General features: G+C 49.1%; 11 protein-coding genes and 2 pseudogenes. 10 read left to right on the forward strand and 3 right to left on the reverse strand.

The window, feature by feature from the left end; all coding sequences use genetic code 11:
* Positions 1–204: 204 nt before the first annotated feature.
* The 5 genes and pseudogenes from ABV298_RS03615 (at position 205) to ABV298_RS03635 (ending at position 8,191) form a co-directional block, all read left to right on the forward strand.
* Positions 205–348 carry a hypothetical protein gene (locus ABV298_RS03615; RefSeq protein ID WP_353720828.1) on the forward strand — a complete coding sequence of 48 codons (144 nt, stop codon included), beginning with the start codon at positions 205–207 and terminating at the stop codon, positions 346–348.
* Positions 345–2,043: pseudogene (locus tag ABV298_RS03620) on the forward strand (sodium:solute symporter). Before ABV298_RS03615 ends, ABV298_RS03620 begins: the two are co-directional and overlap by 4 nt.
* Positions 2,044–2,425: 382 nt before the next feature.
* Positions 2,426–3,790 (forward strand): TolC family protein, encoded by a 1,365-nt coding sequence (locus ABV298_RS03625; RefSeq protein WP_353720829.1) that lies wholly within the window; start codon positions 2,426–2,428, stop codon positions 3,788–3,790.
* Positions 3,791–3,846: 56 nt separating this feature from the next.
* Positions 3,847–4,983, forward strand: coding sequence for an efflux RND transporter periplasmic adaptor subunit (locus tag ABV298_RS03630; protein WP_353720830.1), 1,137 nt, complete (start codon positions 3,847–3,849; stop codon positions 4,981–4,983).
* A 39-nt stretch (positions 4,984–5,022) separates the two neighbouring features.
* Positions 5,023–8,191, forward strand: a pseudogene (locus tag ABV298_RS03635) (multidrug efflux RND transporter permease subunit).
* 425 nt (positions 8,192–8,616) lie between these two features.
* On the opposite strand, the gene ABV298_RS03640 reads toward ABV298_RS03635, so the two are convergent.
* On the reverse strand, positions 8,617–9,684 hold the full coding sequence (locus ABV298_RS03640; protein ID WP_353720831.1) for a hypothetical protein: 1,068 nt from the start codon (positions 9,682–9,684) through the stop codon (positions 8,617–8,619).
* Positions 9,685–10,265: 581 nt separating this feature from the next.
* On the opposite strand from ABV298_RS03640, the gene ABV298_RS03645 reads away from it, so the two are divergent.
* Positions 10,266–11,168 (forward strand): bestrophin family ion channel, encoded by a 903-nt coding sequence (locus ABV298_RS03645; RefSeq protein ID WP_353720832.1) that lies wholly within the window; start codon positions 10,266–10,268, stop codon positions 11,166–11,168.
* A 58-nt stretch (positions 11,169–11,226) separates the two neighbouring features.
* Here ABV298_RS03645 and ABV298_RS03650 read toward each other — a convergent pair whose 3' ends face one another.
* Positions 11,227–12,618 carry a DUF4270 family protein gene (locus tag ABV298_RS03650; RefSeq protein ID WP_353720833.1) on the reverse strand — a complete coding sequence of 464 codons (1,392 nt, stop codon included), beginning with the start codon at positions 12,616–12,618 and terminating at the stop codon, positions 11,227–11,229.
* A 547-nt stretch (positions 12,619–13,165) separates the two neighbouring features.
* Here ABV298_RS03650 and ABV298_RS03655 point away from each other — a divergent pair.
* Both ABV298_RS03655 and ABV298_RS03660 read left to right on the forward strand, forming a co-directional pair.
* Positions 13,166–14,143, forward strand: a complete 978-nt coding sequence (locus tag ABV298_RS03655; RefSeq protein ID WP_353720834.1) for a kelch repeat-containing protein — start codon at positions 13,166–13,168, stop codon at positions 14,141–14,143.
* Positions 14,140–14,496, forward strand: coding sequence for a DUF4907 domain-containing protein (locus ABV298_RS03660; RefSeq protein WP_353720835.1), 357 nt, complete (start codon positions 14,140–14,142; stop codon positions 14,494–14,496). Before ABV298_RS03655 ends, ABV298_RS03660 begins: the two co-directional genes overlap by 4 nt.
* A gap of 24 nt (positions 14,497–14,520) precedes the next feature.
* On the opposite strand, the gene ABV298_RS03665 is transcribed toward ABV298_RS03660, so the two are convergent.
* Positions 14,521–15,606: an endonuclease/exonuclease/phosphatase family protein gene (locus ABV298_RS03665; protein WP_353720836.1), complete on the reverse strand. Its 1,086-nt coding sequence runs from the start codon at positions 15,604–15,606 to the stop codon at positions 14,521–14,523.
* Between the two features lie 169 nt (positions 15,607–15,775).
* Here ABV298_RS03665 and rimP point away from each other — a divergent pair, with 169 nt between their 5' ends.
* A complete protein-coding gene (gene rimP / locus ABV298_RS03670) occupies positions 15,776–16,258 on the forward strand; it encodes a ribosome maturation factor RimP (RefSeq protein WP_353720837.1) in 483 nt (160 codons plus the stop codon).
* 88 nt (positions 16,259–16,346) lie between these two features.
* Complete coding sequence (nusA, locus tag ABV298_RS03675) at positions 16,347–17,588, forward strand: transcription termination factor NusA (protein ID WP_353720838.1); 1,242 nt, start codon at positions 16,347–16,349, stop codon at positions 17,586–17,588.
* The last annotated feature ends 20 nt before the right edge of the window (positions 17,589–17,608 follow it).

A 17,608-nucleotide genomic window follows, 5' to 3' on the forward strand; every position in this document is an offset into this window, starting at 1 on the left:
TCAGGATTGTAATATTCCCGGAAAATAAATAATTATAAATTAGTGAACTAACCTGCTCTGTCCTGCCGGCAGCGGTTACCCATATACCTACCGTTAACGCTTCGTTAACATTTTTGCATGCTAAAAGTAAATCAAAACCGTTCTACTTTTGCTTGTGGTACGATACCCGGCCATTTTTCAGCACTAAACCGCTCAACCCGACCGATGATCATAAAAGGAAATAGCTCGCAGGACCGCGACGGGCTGCCCCCGTTTGTCAATAGCTGGAAACAGCTTTACATTCTCCTGATTGGCATGCTCGCATTGCAGATTGTCCTCTTCTATTTATTTATGACCCGTTTTCAATGAGCACGCTCGACTGGATTATACTTTCGCTTACCCTGCTGTTTGTCGTTTTGTATGGAATCTATCGCAGCCGCGAAAAGCATACGATGGACTCGTTCCTGCTGGCCGGGCAATCGATGCCCTGGTACCATGTAACGTTATCGCTCATGGCGACGCAGGCAAGCGCGATCACCTTTCTTTCCGCGCCCGGGCAAGCTTATACCGACGGCATGCGTTTCGTCCAGTTCTATTTCGGATTGCCGCTGGCGATGGTGGTACTTTGCGTGACATTCGTGCCGAAATTCGGGAAGCTCAAAATATTCACCGCGTACGAGTTCCTGGAAGGCCGTTTCGACCTGCGTACGCGCGCGCTCACGGCCTTTCTATTCCTGCTGCAACGCGGGTTATCGACCGGTCTTTCCATTTACGCCCCCTCGCTGATCCTTTCGGCTATTCTGGGCTGGGACATTACCTGGACCAACATTATTTCGGGGGGGCATCGTGATACTCTACACCACGCTGGGCGGCTCCCGTGCGGTTTCACACACGCATTTGCAGCAAATGGGCATTATCACGATCGGCATGGTCGTGGCGGGCGTAATGGTGGTAAAGTTCCTGCCGGAACAGGTGTCGTTTACCGACGCATTGCATGTCGCGGGCAAGATGGGCAAGGTCAATCTGATCGACTTTACATTCGATTTGAACAACAGGTATAATGTTTGGTCGGGGCTGATCGGCGGGTTCTTTCTGCAACTCTCCTATTTCGGGACCGATCAATCGCAGGTAGGGCGGTTTCTGACCGGCAGTTCACAGGGGCAAAGCAAGCTTGGGCTGGCAATGAACGGGTTACTCAAAATCCCGATGCAGTTCCTGATCCTGTTGGTAGGCGTGCTGGTGTTCGCATTCTACCAATTTACCGCCCCGCCGCTTTTCTTTAACCAGACCGCCGTTGATCATGTCAAGTCGTCGCGGTATGCGGCAGAATACGAGGCACTGGAAAAGAAGCACGAGGAAATCCAGTCGGTAAAACGGCCGCATGTGCTGGCGCTAACGGAAGCCATCCGGCAAGACGATGCCCGGGCGATCGCCGATTCGAGGAATGTCCTTGCTGAACTCGAAGGCAAGGTAAAAGACGTTCGGAGAGAGGCTACGGACCTGCTTTCGAAAGCCAATGGCGGCGATACCAACGACGTGAACTATATTTTCCTCCGCTTTGTGATAGACTATCTGCCGGTGGGCATGGTAGGGCTTCTGATCGCCGTAATCCTGCTCGCCTCGATGGGCTCCGTGGCAGCGGCCTATAACTCGCTGGCTTCGTGTACCATCGTCGATATTTATAAAAGGATGATCCGCAAGGACGAGAACGGCCGCAACTATGTGGCTGCTTCGCGCTGGGCCACCTTCTTCTGGGGGGTGTTCTGCATTGCGGTGGCACAATATGCGTCGCGGCTCGGCAGCATGATCGAAGCGGTGAATATCCTCGGCTCGCTGTTCTACGGGACGATCCTGGGCATATTCCTGGTTGCATTCTACTTTAAAAATATCGGCAGCAGGGCGGTTTTTTGGGGAAGCATTATCGGGGAGGTTTTCGTGATCGTCAGCTACATCGCCGATCTGACCGCATTTCTCTGGCTGAACCTGATCGGTTGCGCACTGGTGATCGTCTTTGCCTGGGCGATCGAGAAAATATGGCCGCAACCCCAGGCAGGCATGGAATAACGCCATTGCGTTATTTTTACACATAAGCACATCGCCAATAAAGTACAATTTTCTTTAAAAATTAAACATTTTAAAGAAAGTATAGTGTACTACCCGTTTTTTTCGAATGCATAGGAAACTATTCCCGCCTTTAAATCCTTAATAAGTACAATCCGGGCAACGGGGCAGATTATACGCAGATTACCTATGTCACCGATTGTTTACAAAAACATCTCTTAAACCCACAGGCCATGCTCACGCCGTTTAATCCTTTCTTTACGGGGGTCAAAATCCGGTTTCTTCCCACCGATAGCTGATCCCGATCCCGATTTTTTCCAATTATCCACCTGTTTCATCATCAGGCAAAAACGTTATCTCTATCCAAATTTTAATTAACACCTACATGAAGTATTGGTCTAAGCCACTAAAAACGACGCGTTTGGCGCTTAGCTCGGCATTCCTATTATTGAATTTACTCAGTACGGCCCTGGCCCAGGGCATACAGGAAAGTAACCGGGAAGCGCCGGTCCTGGAACAGGCAACTTTACAGGAAGTGGTTGCCTACGCCATCAAGAACCAGCCGGTGATCCAGCAATCGCTGATCGACGAGCAGATCACAGCCAACCAGGTCCGCGCCAAACTGGCCGACTGGTACCCACAGATCGGCTTCAACTACAATTTACAACATAATTTCATTGTCCAGACGAGCATTATTGCCGGTAATCCCGTGAAACTGGGGGTCAACAACGTATCGGCCGCGCAGTTTACGCTTTCGCAGCAGATTTTCAACCGGGACGTGCTGCTTGCCCGGCGCACCCGCGGCGATGTGCTTTTCGCGGCCAGCCAGAACACGGTCAACAATAAAACAGATCTCGCAGTGAACGTTTCCAAGGCGTTTTACGACGTATTGGCTACTACCCAGCAAATTAAAGTCGCCGAGGAGGATATCGTCCGCCTCGAACGCAGCCTGAAAGATGCGCAGAATCAGTACAAATCGGGCGTTGCCGACAAGATCGACTACAAAAGGGCGACCATTTCCCTCAACAACACCCGCGCCAACAAAAAAAGCAACGAGGAAGTGTTGAAAGCAAAACTGGAATACCTGAAAACACTGATGGGCTATCCGCTCGACAAGGCGCTGCAAATCAGCTACGACACGCTGCAAATGGAACGTGAAATCGCGCTCGACACATTGCAGAATGTGGATCTGAACGCACGGATCGAGTACCAGATCCTGGCAACGCAGAAAAAGCTCGCGGAAGCGAATTTGCAATACAATAAATGGAGCTACCTGCCGAACCTTTCGCTGAACGGGGCCTATAACCTCAACTTTCAGAACAACCATTTTTCGGACCTTTATAATAAAAATTATCCCAACTCTTTCGGCTTGCTGACGCTTTCGCTGCCTATTTACCAGGGAGGGAAGAGAAAAGCCAATACGAAACAAGCCGAATGGCAGATCAAACGCCTCGACTGGGATATTAAAGGCCTGCAAAACAATGTAAACTCGGAATATGCCAGCGCACTGGCGAATTACAAGGGTAATCTGACGAACCTGCTCGCACAAAAAGAAAATGTGGAGCTGGCGCGTGAAGTGTATGACGTGATCCAGTTGCAATACAAATCGGGTATCAAGACCTACCTCGAAGTGGTTACTTCCGAGACCGACCTGCGCCTGGCCCGCATCAACTATTACAATGCATTGTACCAGGTGCTGGCGAGCAAAATCGACGTTCAGAAAGCGCTCGGACAAATCAACATCCAGTAACAGGTCAGGCCAAGACCATCTTTAACACCAGCTTCCATAGAAAATATTTTAATGATATGTTTTTAAATACAACAAAATATTACCCCGCTGTCCTGCTTGCATTGACGATCTTCTCCTGCGGCAAAAAAGATCAGCAACAGCAACCTACCGCACCTCAGGCCGTACCGGTGACCTTGACCGAGGTTAAATCCACGGAGGCATCGTATTATGACGAATATCCCGGAACCGTGGTACCACTCAACGAGGTGGAACTGCGCCCGCAGGTGACCGGCTTTGTAACCGGCATCCATTTCACGGACGGCGCGCGCGTGCGCAAGGGCCAGTTGCTCTACACCATCGACGCCCAGCTTTACGACGCCAATTATGAGCAGGCCATTGCCAACCTGAACGTGCAGGAAGCCAACCTCGCCCGCGCACAAAAAGATGCCGACCGTTACCACGAACTCGAAAAGAACGACGCGGTGGCCAAACAGCTCGTCGATAATGCAGATGCCGCGTTGGAAGTAGCCAAACGCCAGGTAGAAGCCGCCAGGGCCAGTATCAAGGCGAGCCAGACAAGTGTGCGTTATACGAAAGTAACCGCGCCATTCGATGGCATAATAGGCATTTCAGCGGTGAAAGTAGGAGCGCCCGTTTCGGCCGGACAGACTGTTTTGAATACCGTTTCGACCGATAACCAGCTGGCGGTCGATTTCAACGTGGACCAGAAGGAAATCTATCGTTTCACGTCGCTGATGAAGTCGCAAAAAGCGAACGACTCGACTTTTTCGATCAAATTCGGAACGGATGTGTATCCTGCGCACGGCAGAATCGCATTGCTCGACCGTGCCGTGGACCCGCAAACCGGTAGCATCAAAACCCGTTTGATTTTCCCGAACAAAGGCAACCAGCTCCGTGCGGGTATGACCGGCACTGTGATGGTACTGAACAACGCAGGTACTAAATCATTGGTGATTCCTCACAAAGCCGTGACGGAGCAGCTGGGTGAATTTTTCGTGTATGTGGCTGGCGACAGCAGCAAGGTTACCCAGCGGAAAGTGGTGCTTGGTACGGCTATCGGCTCCAATGTAATTATCAGGGATGGCCTGAAAGAAGGCGAAAAAATTGCCGTGGAAGGTGTCCAGAACCTTCGTGAAGGAGCAGTTATTCAGGAAGGCGCGCCTAGTGCAGGTGGTGCTCCCAAAAAACAATAAGCTGCCGGTCCCTTTTACTATTTCATAAACCAGTACGAAATGATTGCAGATGTTTTTATAAAAAAGGCCGGTCACCGCGATAGTATCCTCGGTGGTGCTGGTCCTGGTGGGGCTCATTGCCCTGACCACCCTGCCGGTGGCCCAATATCCCGACGTTACCCCTCCTACCGTAACCGTAAGCGGTAACTTTACCGGGGCCGACGCTCAGACGGTCGAACAGACGACCACAACCCCCATCGAGACGCAGATCAACGGTGTGCCGGGCATGACGTATATGTCCAGCAACAGTACCAGCAGCGGACAAAGCAGCATCAACGTCGTGTTCGACGTCGGTACGGACGTCAATATAGCCGCGCTGGATGTGCAGAACCGTGTAAGCGTGGCCGAGCCGACGCTTCCGGACGCCGTGAAACGCCTCGGATTGACAGTACGGAAACGCCAGCCGAGTATTATGATCGCATTGGCGTTATACTCGCCAAATGGCACGCACGATGCGCAGTTTATCGGTAACTATGCCAATATCTACCTTAAAGACGCATTGCAGCGCGTTAAAGGCGTGGGCGATATCGTGTCGCGCGCCGACGACTTCGGTATGCGTATCTGGCTTAACCCGGAGAAACTGGCTAACCTGCGGATGACCCCTTCGGACATTTCGGCGGCATTGGCCGAACAAAACCTTCAGATCGCGGCGGGTACCGTGGGCGGAACCCCTCAGCCCGGCGCACAGGCATTCGAATACAGCGTGCTTACCAACAGCCGCCTGAATACTAAGGAGCAGTTTGAAAACATCATCGTCCGCTCCGCCCCCGAAGAGGGTAGCGTGGTGTACCTGCGCGATGTGGCCCGCGTGGAGCTAGGCAAATTCGATTATGGAGTGAACGCGTTCGTGGCCGGTAAACCTGCCGCATTCGTGTTGATTTACCAGGCTCCCGACGCCAATGCGCTGGACACATACGAGGGCGTAATGAAGGCGCTCACCGAAATGAAGAAAACCTTCCCCAAGGATATCGATTACGTGATCCCGGTTGAAACCGCGTCTGTCGTGAAAGTATCTATCGAAGAGGTGCTTCATACATTCGGCGAGGCGATGATCCTCGTGGTGATCGTGGTATTTCTGTTCCTGCAAAACTGGCGCGCGACACTTATCCCGATCCTGGCGATCCCGGTTTCGCTGATCGGTACGTTTATCTTCTTCATTCCTTTCGGGTTCACGATCAACACGCTGACGCTCTTTGCATTCGTACTGGCGATCGGTATTGTGGTGGACGACGCGATCGTAGTGGTGGAAGCGGTGCAACATTATATCGACGACAAAAAAATGTCGCCGCGCGCCGCTACCGAACAGGCTATGAAAGACATTTCCGGCCCTGTCATCGCGATTGCGCTTATTCTCGCTGCGGTGTTCGTTCCGGTGGGTTTCGTGCCTGGTATCGTGGGGCGGCTCTATCAGCAATTTGCGATCACGATCGCGGTTTCCGTGTTGCTTTCTGCATTCGTCGCCCTTTCGCTGACGCCAGCGCTTTGCTCGATCATGCTGCGCCCATCCAAAGGTGAGGGCGACAAGAAGAACTGGCTCGAAAAGTTCTTCGACCGTTTCAACCGCTGGTTCGATAAAGTTTCGCACTCTTACACCAGAGGTGTCTCCAAATGGATCAAAGCTACGCCGCTGGTGCTGGTAATGATGGTCTGCCTGTTTGTCGGATTGTTCTTCCTATTCAAAAACAAACCTTCCGGATTTATTCCGGTGGAAGACGAGGGCCGCCTTTTCGTTACCTACGAAATGCAGGAAGCTACTTCTACAACCCGTAACGTGGCGATGATCAAGGACATTATGCAACGCGTTTCATCTATTCCCGAGGTGAAAGTGGTGGGTGGTCTGGCCGGATTGAACGTAATCAGCTTCTCGAACAAATCCAACGTCGGAACAATGTTCGTGAGCTTGCATCCCTGGGCCGAGCGGAAAGGCGCGGAACACCACGTACAGGCGGTGATCAAGGAAATTCAGAAACGCACGGCGGATATCAAGGAAGCGCGCGTGCTGGCTATCGCACCACCGGCGATCCCGGGTCTCGGCGCGACATCCGGTTTTACATTCCAGTTACAACAATCGACCAGTACAGACAATATCCAGCAATTTGAAGCCGTAGCGCGCGAATTTCTCGGCCGGGTAAACAAACGCCCCGAAATCGCGATGGCTTATACCTTCTTCAACGCACGGACGCCGAGCTATCAGATCGATGTGGACCGCGACAAAACGAAGAAACTGGGTGTTCAGGTCAATGATGTGTTCAACTCCCTGTCGACACTTTTGGGTAGCTCCTATATCAACGACTTCAACCTTTACGGACGGAACTTCCGCGTGATGGTGCAGGCCGACAGCAGTTTCCGCTCGTCGCTCGACAAGATCCAGAAATTCTACGTGCGCAACCGTGCCGGTAACATGGTGCCGCTAAGCGCATTGGTTACTTCGAGGGTCGTAGAAAACCCCGCATTGATTTCCCACTACAACATTTACCGTTCGGTGGAGATCAACGGTACGCCGAAACCCGGGTATAGTAGCGGACAGGCGATCACGGCGCTGCGCGAGGAAGCCGCCAAGCTGCCCGCCGGTTACAGCTACGAGTTTTCGGGTATGAGTAGCGAAGAGATCAAAGCGGGCGACAGCACCGTGACCATTTTCGCAATTTCGATCGTTTTCGTGTTCCTGTTCCTAGCCGCGCTTTACGAAAGCTGGTCTATTCCGTTCTCGGTACTTTTCGCGGTGCCCATCGGCGCTTTCGGCTCGATCCTGACATTGACATTCCTGCCGAATTTGTCCAACAACATTTACGCGCAGATCGGTCTGATCACGCTGATCGGTTTGGCCGCGAAGAACGCGATCCTGATCGTCGAATTCGCGAAGGAACGTGTGGATAATGGTATGGAACTCGTGAAAGCGACTCTCGAAGCCGTGCAGCTGCGTCTGCGCCCTATTATCATGACCTCGCTCGCATTCATCCTCGGCGTCCTTCCGCTCGCATTTGCCAGCGGTGCCGCCGCAGAGTCGCGTAAAACCATCGGCTGGACCGTATTCGGCGGTATGCTCGCCGCTACTTCGCTGGCGATTTTTGTGGTACCGGTATTGTTTGTGGCTATTGAAAAACTGGTGACGAAGAAAGGGGACCAAGCTGCAAAGCCGGATAATGTGGCGGGCTCTGCGGCGCATTAATCAGATTTGATATGAAGCAAAAACGAGGGTGTACCGCAAAGTGCCCTCGTTTTTGTTTATAGTTAAGTTACTTCTCTACGCTTCTTATTTCTCGGCTTCTTATTTCTCGGCCCAGACATGAGTAATTTAGAGAATGGGAGCGGCAACCTACATCCAGAGTGTACGCTCAGTAGCTAATGCAGACCTCGAAACGGCGCTTGCAGCAACGGTAAAAGTATTAGAAAAATGGCCTTTACGAGCAAACTTCATCAATCAATGTCGCAAAAAGTTTGAATTTTAAACAAATAAAACGAGGTTATTCAAAATATTGTATAAATGAAAAGTCGGGTTATGAGTTCCGACTTTCATTTATACAGTATTTAAGATAGTAGTCAAATGCGACCGTTGTGGCAACTGTACATGGATATTTTTAAGTCCCATTACCGTTACCAAGCAATAGATCGAATCCAAATATTAGAAGGATTATCTCCAACTATTTCATGTTTAATTGTTCCCGATCCAGTTAAATACCACATACTGCCTACATGTTGGCCAAATGTATCAACATATGTATAGTGTTTTTCAAACTGCCAATCGGTTGTTCCGGTAACTGGAACTGGCGTTGTAGATACGCAACAAACAGGCCCAATTCTCTCATTAGTAGCGACAGTTCTAGCATTTGTCGGAGATGGCCCTAACGTTAAAGAATAAAGTATATCAGGGGTAATTGTGCGATTATTACCAGCAGGCAGCCAAGAACCTCCACTTTTATATTCCAGTTTCGCCTTAAACACAAGAACACATTCCCATTTATCATAGAAGTTGAGATCCCATGGACGCGATGGATCTCGTGCTGTACCTAGCCTAATATCTAGTGCATCGATCTCGTCTACCCATTTTCTAGCCCCACTTACTGGTGTTTGCTGTGTAAATTCATGCTGAGCACCACCCGTATGTTTCTGATTTAATCCAATATCCAACCTGGCATTCACATTAGAAGCCTTAATAATACCCGTTCTCCTACCATATCGAAATGCCTTTAGCTGGGACCGATCAATATTTTCTTCATTGTTCCAGTCGAATTGATCCTTCTTGTTAATATCTACAACATACTGTGACTGCAGTCCAAACACTACATACTTATCTTCAAGCACATACGCACCACTGTTATTGAGAATAAATGGGTATTGAGAAGGTACATTGCCCAAAATATGACGGTGTTTTTCAGAGAGGTTCGGATCACCGATTTTGCCCACGAGTAAATCTTTGCCATATTTGTCAGCTACAAAATGCCTAAATGCCTCTTCCTTTAAAAGTTTGTTCGAAAACTCTTCAAACGCTGTTAGTGTAGAAAAATGAAAAGTTCCATCTTTAAACTCAACTGTTCCACTCTGAGTTTTGGAAAGCACTCCTTCTGTTCCCTCAGCTATCCTATCTTCCGTAAACTTTTCATCATTACAGGAGAGTAACATCATCCCGCAAATGCCCAACGTAGCAAATAATTTTAATTTCATTTGATAAAGTGTTTTGGTTAAAAATAAATTAAAAACAGTTACAAGAGTATATAAAGAACAATATCTACTGCAAGTAACCATAAAAACTTAAAAATATTTTTACAATGCTTCGACAAACTTTTCTGGTCATAATCAAAAGCTTTTTCTCGTTCTTTCGGCAATTCCTACGATTTTAACTACCGGTGGTTCAAAATTTATCCGGGATTTTTCGATTATAGAATTACGCAAGCCAATCAATCACAGACCATTGTTTAAATTCCATAGACCAGATTAGTGCTTGTAAACTTCGGCTTTTTACATCAATGACTCCTTGCATAGATAATATCCCAGTCACAAGACGAATGTGTTGTCCGATAAAATTGGCTTCTCCATCAAAACATGGAACGCAGGAAAGACGATCTCGTATAGGTCTGTCACTGCCGTTATTTCTACTATATTTTTAAATACAGGTTTAAGTATATCGGCTCACCCCACACGTAGACATCGCACCTTCTTAACAAACAATAATCGAAATCTTCTTTGATCGCGATTGTATTGGTCCACTTTTTTATATTTTGCCTATGAACTTATCATAACACCTTATGTACGTTAAACAGGTCTTTTCGATCTGGCGGCTCCTCAAAGGTATTTGGGTGGGTGTGGTTGCCGTAACGGCCTATGCCACCCTGGTATTTTACCTTTACAGCAGCCAAAACTGGCATTTTCTGTCCTTCCCCATTTCCATCATTACGATCCTCGGTACGGCGCTTTCCTTGCTGCTCGGTTTCCGGACCAACTCTGCGTATGACCGCTGGTGGGAAGCACGTAAATGCTGGGGAGAGATCGTCAACGACAGCCGGACGCTTGTTCGTCAGGCCAAAGCCTTCATCGAAGCGCCTTTAACGGAAAAGGACGAGCTCGTTTCCAATATCGCACACCTCCAAATCGCCTGGTGCTATGCGCTTGCCAACTCGCTCAGGCGCACCCAGGTACTGGTATATGCGGATCTGCACCTTACCGCCGAAGAGCGCGAATACGTAAGTGCGCACGATAACATTCCCAACGCCATCCTGAACCTGATCCAGTTTAAATTCGCCCGGTTGCATGAAACCGGCAAAATCCAGACGCTCCTATATCAGAATATCGACGACACGATGCGGCGGCTCTGCGACGCCATGGGGAAATGTGAACGGATCAAAAACACGATTTTCCCCACCCAGTACAGCTTTTTTGTCCACCTGGTCATATTTATTTTCACGCTGGTACTGCCAATGGGCCTTGTGGAAAGCATCGGACGGATCGCCATCCCGATCACGTTCACGATTTCTTTCCTTTTCTTTTACGTGGAATGGATTGCTTATATCATGCAAAACCCGTTCGAAAACGGGCCGAACGATATTCCGATGACATCGCTGTCGCGCAACATCGAGATTAATCTGCTGCAATTGATCGGGGCCGACAAAATCCCGGAGAAGATACTGCCGAAAAACGGCGTAGTGATGTAGTTATGAAAAACGGGGTAAGCGCTTTCCAGCTTACCCCGTTTTGTGTATTTGGGATGTATTATTTAGGCTTTACCTCAGTGTAAAATAGCTTTAATTCGACTCCCCTGTTGGCGTTATACTGGTCGCCGACCACCAATCTGTTTACATTCATACTGTAATCGGTACCGGCGTCGCGGAATGAGCTCTGCGTGTTAAACGTACCACTACGGATCACAAACCCACCAATATCATTGCTTTCGGAGACCATAATCTCCGTGGCAAAAGAGCTGATATCGAATTCATAGTATTCGTCGTTGTTGACCAGGTCTTTGCGGTAGGTGCTGAAAACACCTCCCTGGCCGCCAAGTACCTGTACAGCCTGAGGCGAACCGTTCGCATCGGTATAAAACTGGTTGTTCTTGTCGATCCGGTAGAGATACAATACAGGCGGAACACGAAGATAATCGCTGATAGAAGCCCTCAGCGGCCTGACCCGTAAATAAGCTTTATTGATGGCTGTGTATTTGGTATACTTGAAATTTTTGAGATATGGAAGATCAACCCGCATCATGATGCCCGTTCCGGCCTGCATGAAAGCCATATTTCCCGACTGCGTGGAAGGCAACGCGATCCTTCTGTTTGCAGGCAACTTTGCCAGTTGCGTGCCGGTCGGATCAGCCGTGATATGATTGTAGGATTCCATAACCTTAAATATTGTGGAATCCTTTTTGAATTCGCTGACGGACGGCGTATGATAGTGAAGTTGCACGGATGTACTGTCATTTCCCGATTTGAACCCGATGACCGCGCCGTTATCCGCAGCTCCCGGCATCACCACCAGCCCTTTCACCACGTTCAGCCAATCGGTGCTGGACGTGAGCTGGTTGCTTTTAGCCATTTCAAATACCTGCTTGCCGATTGCGTCCGAAAGCCGAACTTTCAACAGCGGTGTCGTAAAAGGTCTGGGAACAATGGTAGCCTTGCCGATAACCGTCGGGTCATACGACGTGGTATTGTGGTTCCAATAAGAGCTTTTATCCATGATATCGGTCAGAAGCCTGTAAACCGAAAGGTTCAACGGCTTTGTAGTGTCGCCATAGCTGAACTTGTTATCAAATTGCAACGACAATATCAATGAATCATACACGGCTTCCTGGGCAATGCTGACGCCGCTTTCGGCAGTCGGCTGAAAGAAATTCATCGTCCGTACTTTTCCGAAATATGGGTCTTTAAATGCCCCAAACAGCATACGGGACGGCCGATTGGTCATCACCGAGTCGGCCGCTATGGTGGAAAGCTGGATCGTAACCGTGTCGGTAGCGAGCACCGCGAAATCGTCCGCATTGGGCTGTGCGATGGATTTTATCTCATCTCCCCACTCACAAGCCATGAGCGAAAAGGCAAACCCAATTATGATCAGAAGTTTATTGACTATGGACGATCCCCCGAGGGAATAAGACTTAAATTTCATTTAGAGCAAGACAGTAAAAAGTGCAAAAATATCAGTTGCAAACTTAATTACAACACGATTCGACGATTTCGGCCAAATAAGAAACTAATAATCCGGTTTGCAACAAAAAACGGAATGCATACGTAAGAGTTAAGCAAAGGCTTTCCACCAGTTACGCCGCAAGCACCCAAATAGTGGCAAACCCGGTAAGAAACGTAAAATGAAGGGGACTATTTTAAACCATTCGCGGTTGGAATGCATCCTGAGAACGGCCGGTGGCCTTACGGCGCAACATTGTAACCCGATACGCGTTGAAAGTAACTGACAGATGAAAGTTTTGGACAAAAAATTTCTGATTATTTTACTTAGCAGTATCAAGATGTTATGTTTGCAAAAAATTTAGGTTACGGGTAGGCCTGCTATATAAAAACGCTGGCTGGCTTGCCGACGACTCATTCTAAAACCTCATTACTCATTTGTAACAATTCGTCAAACTATAATTTCATGTTTAATACCTTAAAAAAAGACTTCGCTCGCCCTTCTTGTCGCCTCTACCGCGTTGGTTCAGATGAGCTGTAAAGACAAAGATGAGACCGAAAAACTTGGAAACTGGTTCAGAAAAGATCTGCCCAACTTCGGCGGGTCGATACGGACCAACGCCGTGAGTTTTGTGATTGGTAGCGTAGGTTACATTGGTACTGGTTATACAAACGAAACAGTTGCCCGGGTAAAGGACTTTTGGGCTTACAATGCCGAAAGACAGACCTGGACACAAATACCCGCGTTCCCCGGCACCGGCCGGAACAATGCTACGGCGTTCGTAGTGAAAGGCAAAGCTTATGTAGGCGGCGGCTACGATGGTGTGCTTACCGTCGACAACGGTTATAAAAAGGACTTTTACGAATATGACCCCGCTACGAACAAATGGGATCAGGTTGCCGATTTCGGCGGCGGAACCCGTCAGTTCGCGACGTCATTTGTCGTAAACGACAGAGCTTATGTTGGCCTTGGCTTCAACGGCAGCAACTATTATCAGGATTTTTACGAATACAACCCCGCCACCGATAAATGGACCGAAATGGCCACTTTCAAAGGGGGAAAAAGGACCGGGGCCATTTCATTCACCATTGGTAATAAAGCTTACGTAGGATTCGGCGAAAGTAATACCGGAACGTCCTTCAAGGATATTTACAGCTTCGATCCGTCAGGAAACGGCGGCGCGGGTAACTGGACCCGTATCGACTTCGCCACAGGCTTCGACCAGGATGCTTTCCCTGCACGTTCTTACGGATCGGCTTTCGTGATCGATGGAAAAGCTTACATCGTTGGCGGAAAGGGGCGGTCTGACGTTTGGGAATACGATCCGGGTGCCAACAGCTGGCTGGAAAGATCATCTTTCCCTAACCAGAGAGGATTTGCTGGTGCATTCGCGATCGGTAAAATCGGCTATCTGGGAACCGGTAGTGCACTGGGCAACGGCGGTGGTACCGACGACTTCTGGGGCTTCGATCCTGCATCTCCTGCCAACGAAGACGACGATCTGTGATCCGCAAGAGAAGCAGCAACCTGAACATTTTCATACTGGCCTTTATGGCGGCCTTCGCAGCAGCGATTTACTTTCTGTTCTTTAAAGGACAGGACGGAAATCCAGGCGGCGAAGGCCGTTTCAATGTGGAAACTATCAAAGTAGAAAATGGTTGGGGATACCGGATCCGGCAGGACACGACTCCCGTAATTGAACAGAAGATAATTCCCGGAGTGCCCGGCCTGAGTGGTTTCGCAACGGAACGGGAAGCCGCAGAAACCGGCAATCTCGTGAAACGGAAGCTGGACAGTGGTATTTTTCCTCCCACGATCTCTACGCACGAGCTCGACAGTCTCGGAATAAAATATCAGTAAGAAGAGGCTCGCGGGAGCCTCTTCTTATTTGAAGATGTACGTTCCCATAATCGGGTAATGGTCGGAATACTTCACTTTGGAGTAAGTGTCGAAATTCAGCAGGGTTAGCCGCTCATGGTCGTAAAACTGATGGTCGATGCGGATAAAATACGGCAAATGGTTATAGGTAAAACCAAATCCCTGTCCCCTTTCCTCGAAACTATTCGAGAGCGACTTCCTTAGCTGCCCGTAAATATAGCTGTAAGGCACTTCGTTAAAGTCCCCGCACACCAGCACCGGGTACGGGGATGTTTTGATCCATTTCTGTAATACGGTAAATTCTTCGGCCCTGCGCGTAAATCCGTTTTTCATTTTTCGCAGGGTAATGCGGCCTTCGGCCTTTATTCCCTCCATTTCCCGCTGTTGTGCCAGTTTGCCGAGGCCGAGCGTCATCGAATACAAATGCAGGCCGATAACCCGCACGGTATCCCGCCCGATCCTGATATCGGCCTGAATCATCCCGTTTTGTGCGGCGAAGACCGTATCGCGCGACGCTACAATGGGATATTTCGAAAAAATCGCCAGCCCCCAGTAAGATTTGCCATATTTCCGCCCGTGAAGATAAGCGGCGTGCTTATACCCTTTTTTTCTGAGATAAGTTCCGGTTTCGAAAATGGTTTCGTCCTGATCGTAAAACTCGGGCATGCAAAGCACATCGGCCCCGCTATCCCCTACCCAGGCCTTCATCGCCCTGACCTCCTTCAGCCCTTCTTTCGTCCACCATTCCGAAAACTTCTGGAATACATGGACATTGTAGCTCATCACGGAGAACTTCCGCTTACCGCCGATATCCGCAGCCGGCTCATCCGAACGTCCAAATGCGTAAGTCCTCGACAGGAATATGCCGGCGATAACAAACATAGCCAGCGGTAGAACGGCCTTTTTCTTCTCTATCACAAACCAAACAGGGACGGAAGCCAAATGGATGAGCACGACCGGCGGAAACGACATCATCATAAAACCGGCCAGCCAGCCATCCGATGGAACGAACAGTATCAGCGTGTAAATCAGCAGAGTATAGCAGGCAAAGCATTGATACAAAAACCATAGTAACTTCTTGATCCCCTTCATTGATTCCAAACGGCATATTTTCGCAAAAATAGGTGAAGGAGATGGATTTGGAAGACATCCGTCAATGTTTGTAGAAATACTAAAATAGTTTTATATTTGCATCCAATTCTATTTTGATCGATTGATTGAGGGGGTCTAAATCCCCTTTTTTATTTGTATAAACTCGTACATGACCGTAAAGGAACATTTAGAATCACTGCTGGCCCCGCTTTTGGAAGATGGCGATTGTTTTCTGGTTGACATTGTGATCAAACCATCCAGGCTGAGCCAGAAAGTGACCATTCTTGTGGACAGTGACGAGGGAATTACGATCCAGCAATGCACGTCCATCAGCCGCAGGCTCGCCAAACAGCTTGAAGAGCTGGAAATATTCAAAGACGCGTACACATTGGAAGTTTCCTCCCCCGGCCTCGACCAGCCACTTCTGCTGCCACGCCAGTACAAGAAAAATGTGGGCCGCAACCTTAAAATTAGTCTGAAAAGCGGCGAAGTCCTGCAGGGAACACTGACCGACGCAGGAGAGGATAGCATTACCGTCCAGCTCCCGGCCCCGAAGAAAAAAGCGAAAACGCCGGTCGACGAGGCGTCGCTGGTCCGGCAGATCGGCCTGGATGAGATTGCCAAAGCGTTGATAGAAATCTCTTTTAAATAGATTTACAGTGCCGGATTCGCATTTCCGGGTTGTGATCAATTATATAATATGTATAACTTAGTATCAGCAAATATTCTTTAACATAGCAATGGATAGCGGAATATTAATTGAGTCATTCGCGGAGTTCGCAAGCTCTAAGAACATCGATCGTCCCACGATGATCAGTGTTTTGGAAGAGGTATTTCGTACTATGATTCGCAAGAAATATGGCACCGACGACAACTTTGACGTAATTATTAACCCGGAAAGCGGTGACCTTGAAATGTGGCGTACCCGTGAAATCGTGGACGACAATTCCGAGGATATCTGGGAATATAACAAAATACCTCTTTCCGAAGCCCGCAAGATCCAGAGCGACTTTGAGGTAGGCGAAGAAGTTGCCGAAGAAGTAAAACTGGCCGAATTCGGTCGCCGCCTGGTGCAAACCGCCCGCCAGACCCTTATCCAGAAGATCAAGGATATGGAAAAAGAGATCATGTATGAAAAATACAAGGATCAGGTGGGTGAAATGATTACCGGCGAAGTGTACCAGACTTTGAGGCACGAGGTGATCATCGTGGATTCGGAAGGCAACGAACTTTCCCTGCCGCGTACCGAGCAGATTTCCAAAGACCGTTTTCGTAAGGGCGAATCGGTTAAATCGGTGATCCATAAAGTGGAGATGAACAACGGTTCACCCAAGATTACGCTATCCAGAACGTCGCCTGTATTCCTGGAAAGACTCTTCGAAGTGGAGATCCCGGAAATCTACGATGGAATCATTTCTGTACGGAAAGTTGTTCGTGAACCAGGGGAACGTGCCAAAGTGGCCGTCGAATCATACGACGACAGGATCGACCCGGTGGGCGCGTGCGTAGGTATGAAAGGCTCACGCATCCATTCCATTGTTCGTGAACTCGGTAACGAGAACATCGACGTTATCAACTACACCGACAACCTCGAACTACTCATCAGCCGCGCATTGAGCCCTGCGAAAGTGAGCTCGATGCAGATCGACCGCGAAGCCAAGCGCGTCTCGGTGTTCCTCAAACCTGACCAGGTATCACTGGCCATTGGTAAGGGCGGACAGAATATCAAACTCGCCGGCAAGCTGGTAGGCATGGAAATCGACGTATTCCGCGATATCGAAGAACAAAACGACGAGGATGTCGACCTGACCGAATTCCAGGACGAAATCGACGAGTGGATCATCGACGAGCTTCATAAGATCGGCCTGGATACCGCGAAGAGCGTGTTGGCCCTGAGCAAGGAAGAACTGGTACGCCGGACAGACCTCGAAGAGGCAACCGTAGAAGATGTGCTCGACATCCTGCGTAAAGAATTTGAATAAAATAAACAAGTGGGGCCGCG

The sequence above is a fragment of the Dyadobacter sp. 676 genome, assembly GCF_040448675.1.
Taxonomy (GTDB): domain Bacteria; phylum Bacteroidota; class Bacteroidia; order Cytophagales; family Spirosomataceae; genus Dyadobacter.

Bases quoted from the DNA above. Each gene is read 5' to 3' on its own strand.
- rimP (WP_353720837.1), top strand. From the start codon at position 15,776: ATGACCGTAAAGGAACATTTAGAATCACTGCTGGCCCCGCTTTTGGAA.
- ABV298_RS03655 (WP_353720834.1), top strand. From the start codon at position 13,166: ATGAGCTGTAAAGACAAAGATGAGACCGAAAAACTTGGAAACTGGTTC.
- ABV298_RS03650 (WP_353720833.1), bottom strand. From the start codon at position 12,618: ATGAAATTTAAGTCTTATTCCCTCGGGGGATCGTCCATAGTCAATAAA.
- ABV298_RS03630 (WP_353720830.1), top strand. From the start codon at position 3,847: ATGTTTTTAAATACAACAAAATATTACCCCGCTGTCCTGCTTGCATTG.
- ABV298_RS03645 (WP_353720832.1), top strand. From the start codon at position 10,266: ATGTACGTTAAACAGGTCTTTTCGATCTGGCGGCTCCTCAAAGGTATT.
- ABV298_RS03665 (WP_353720836.1), bottom strand. From the start codon at position 15,606: ATGAAGGGGATCAAGAAGTTACTATGGTTTTTGTATCAATGCTTTGCC.
- nusA (WP_353720838.1), top strand. From the start codon at position 16,347: ATGGATAGCGGAATATTAATTGAGTCATTCGCGGAGTTCGCAAGCTCT.
- ABV298_RS03625 (WP_353720829.1), top strand. From the start codon at position 2,426: ATGAAGTATTGGTCTAAGCCACTAAAAACGACGCGTTTGGCGCTTAGC.
- ABV298_RS03640 (WP_353720831.1), bottom strand. From the start codon at position 9,684: ATGAAATTAAAATTATTTGCTACGTTGGGCATTTGCGGGATGATGTTA.
- ABV298_RS03615 (WP_353720828.1), top strand. From the start codon at position 205: ATGATCATAAAAGGAAATAGCTCGCAGGACCGCGACGGGCTGCCCCCG.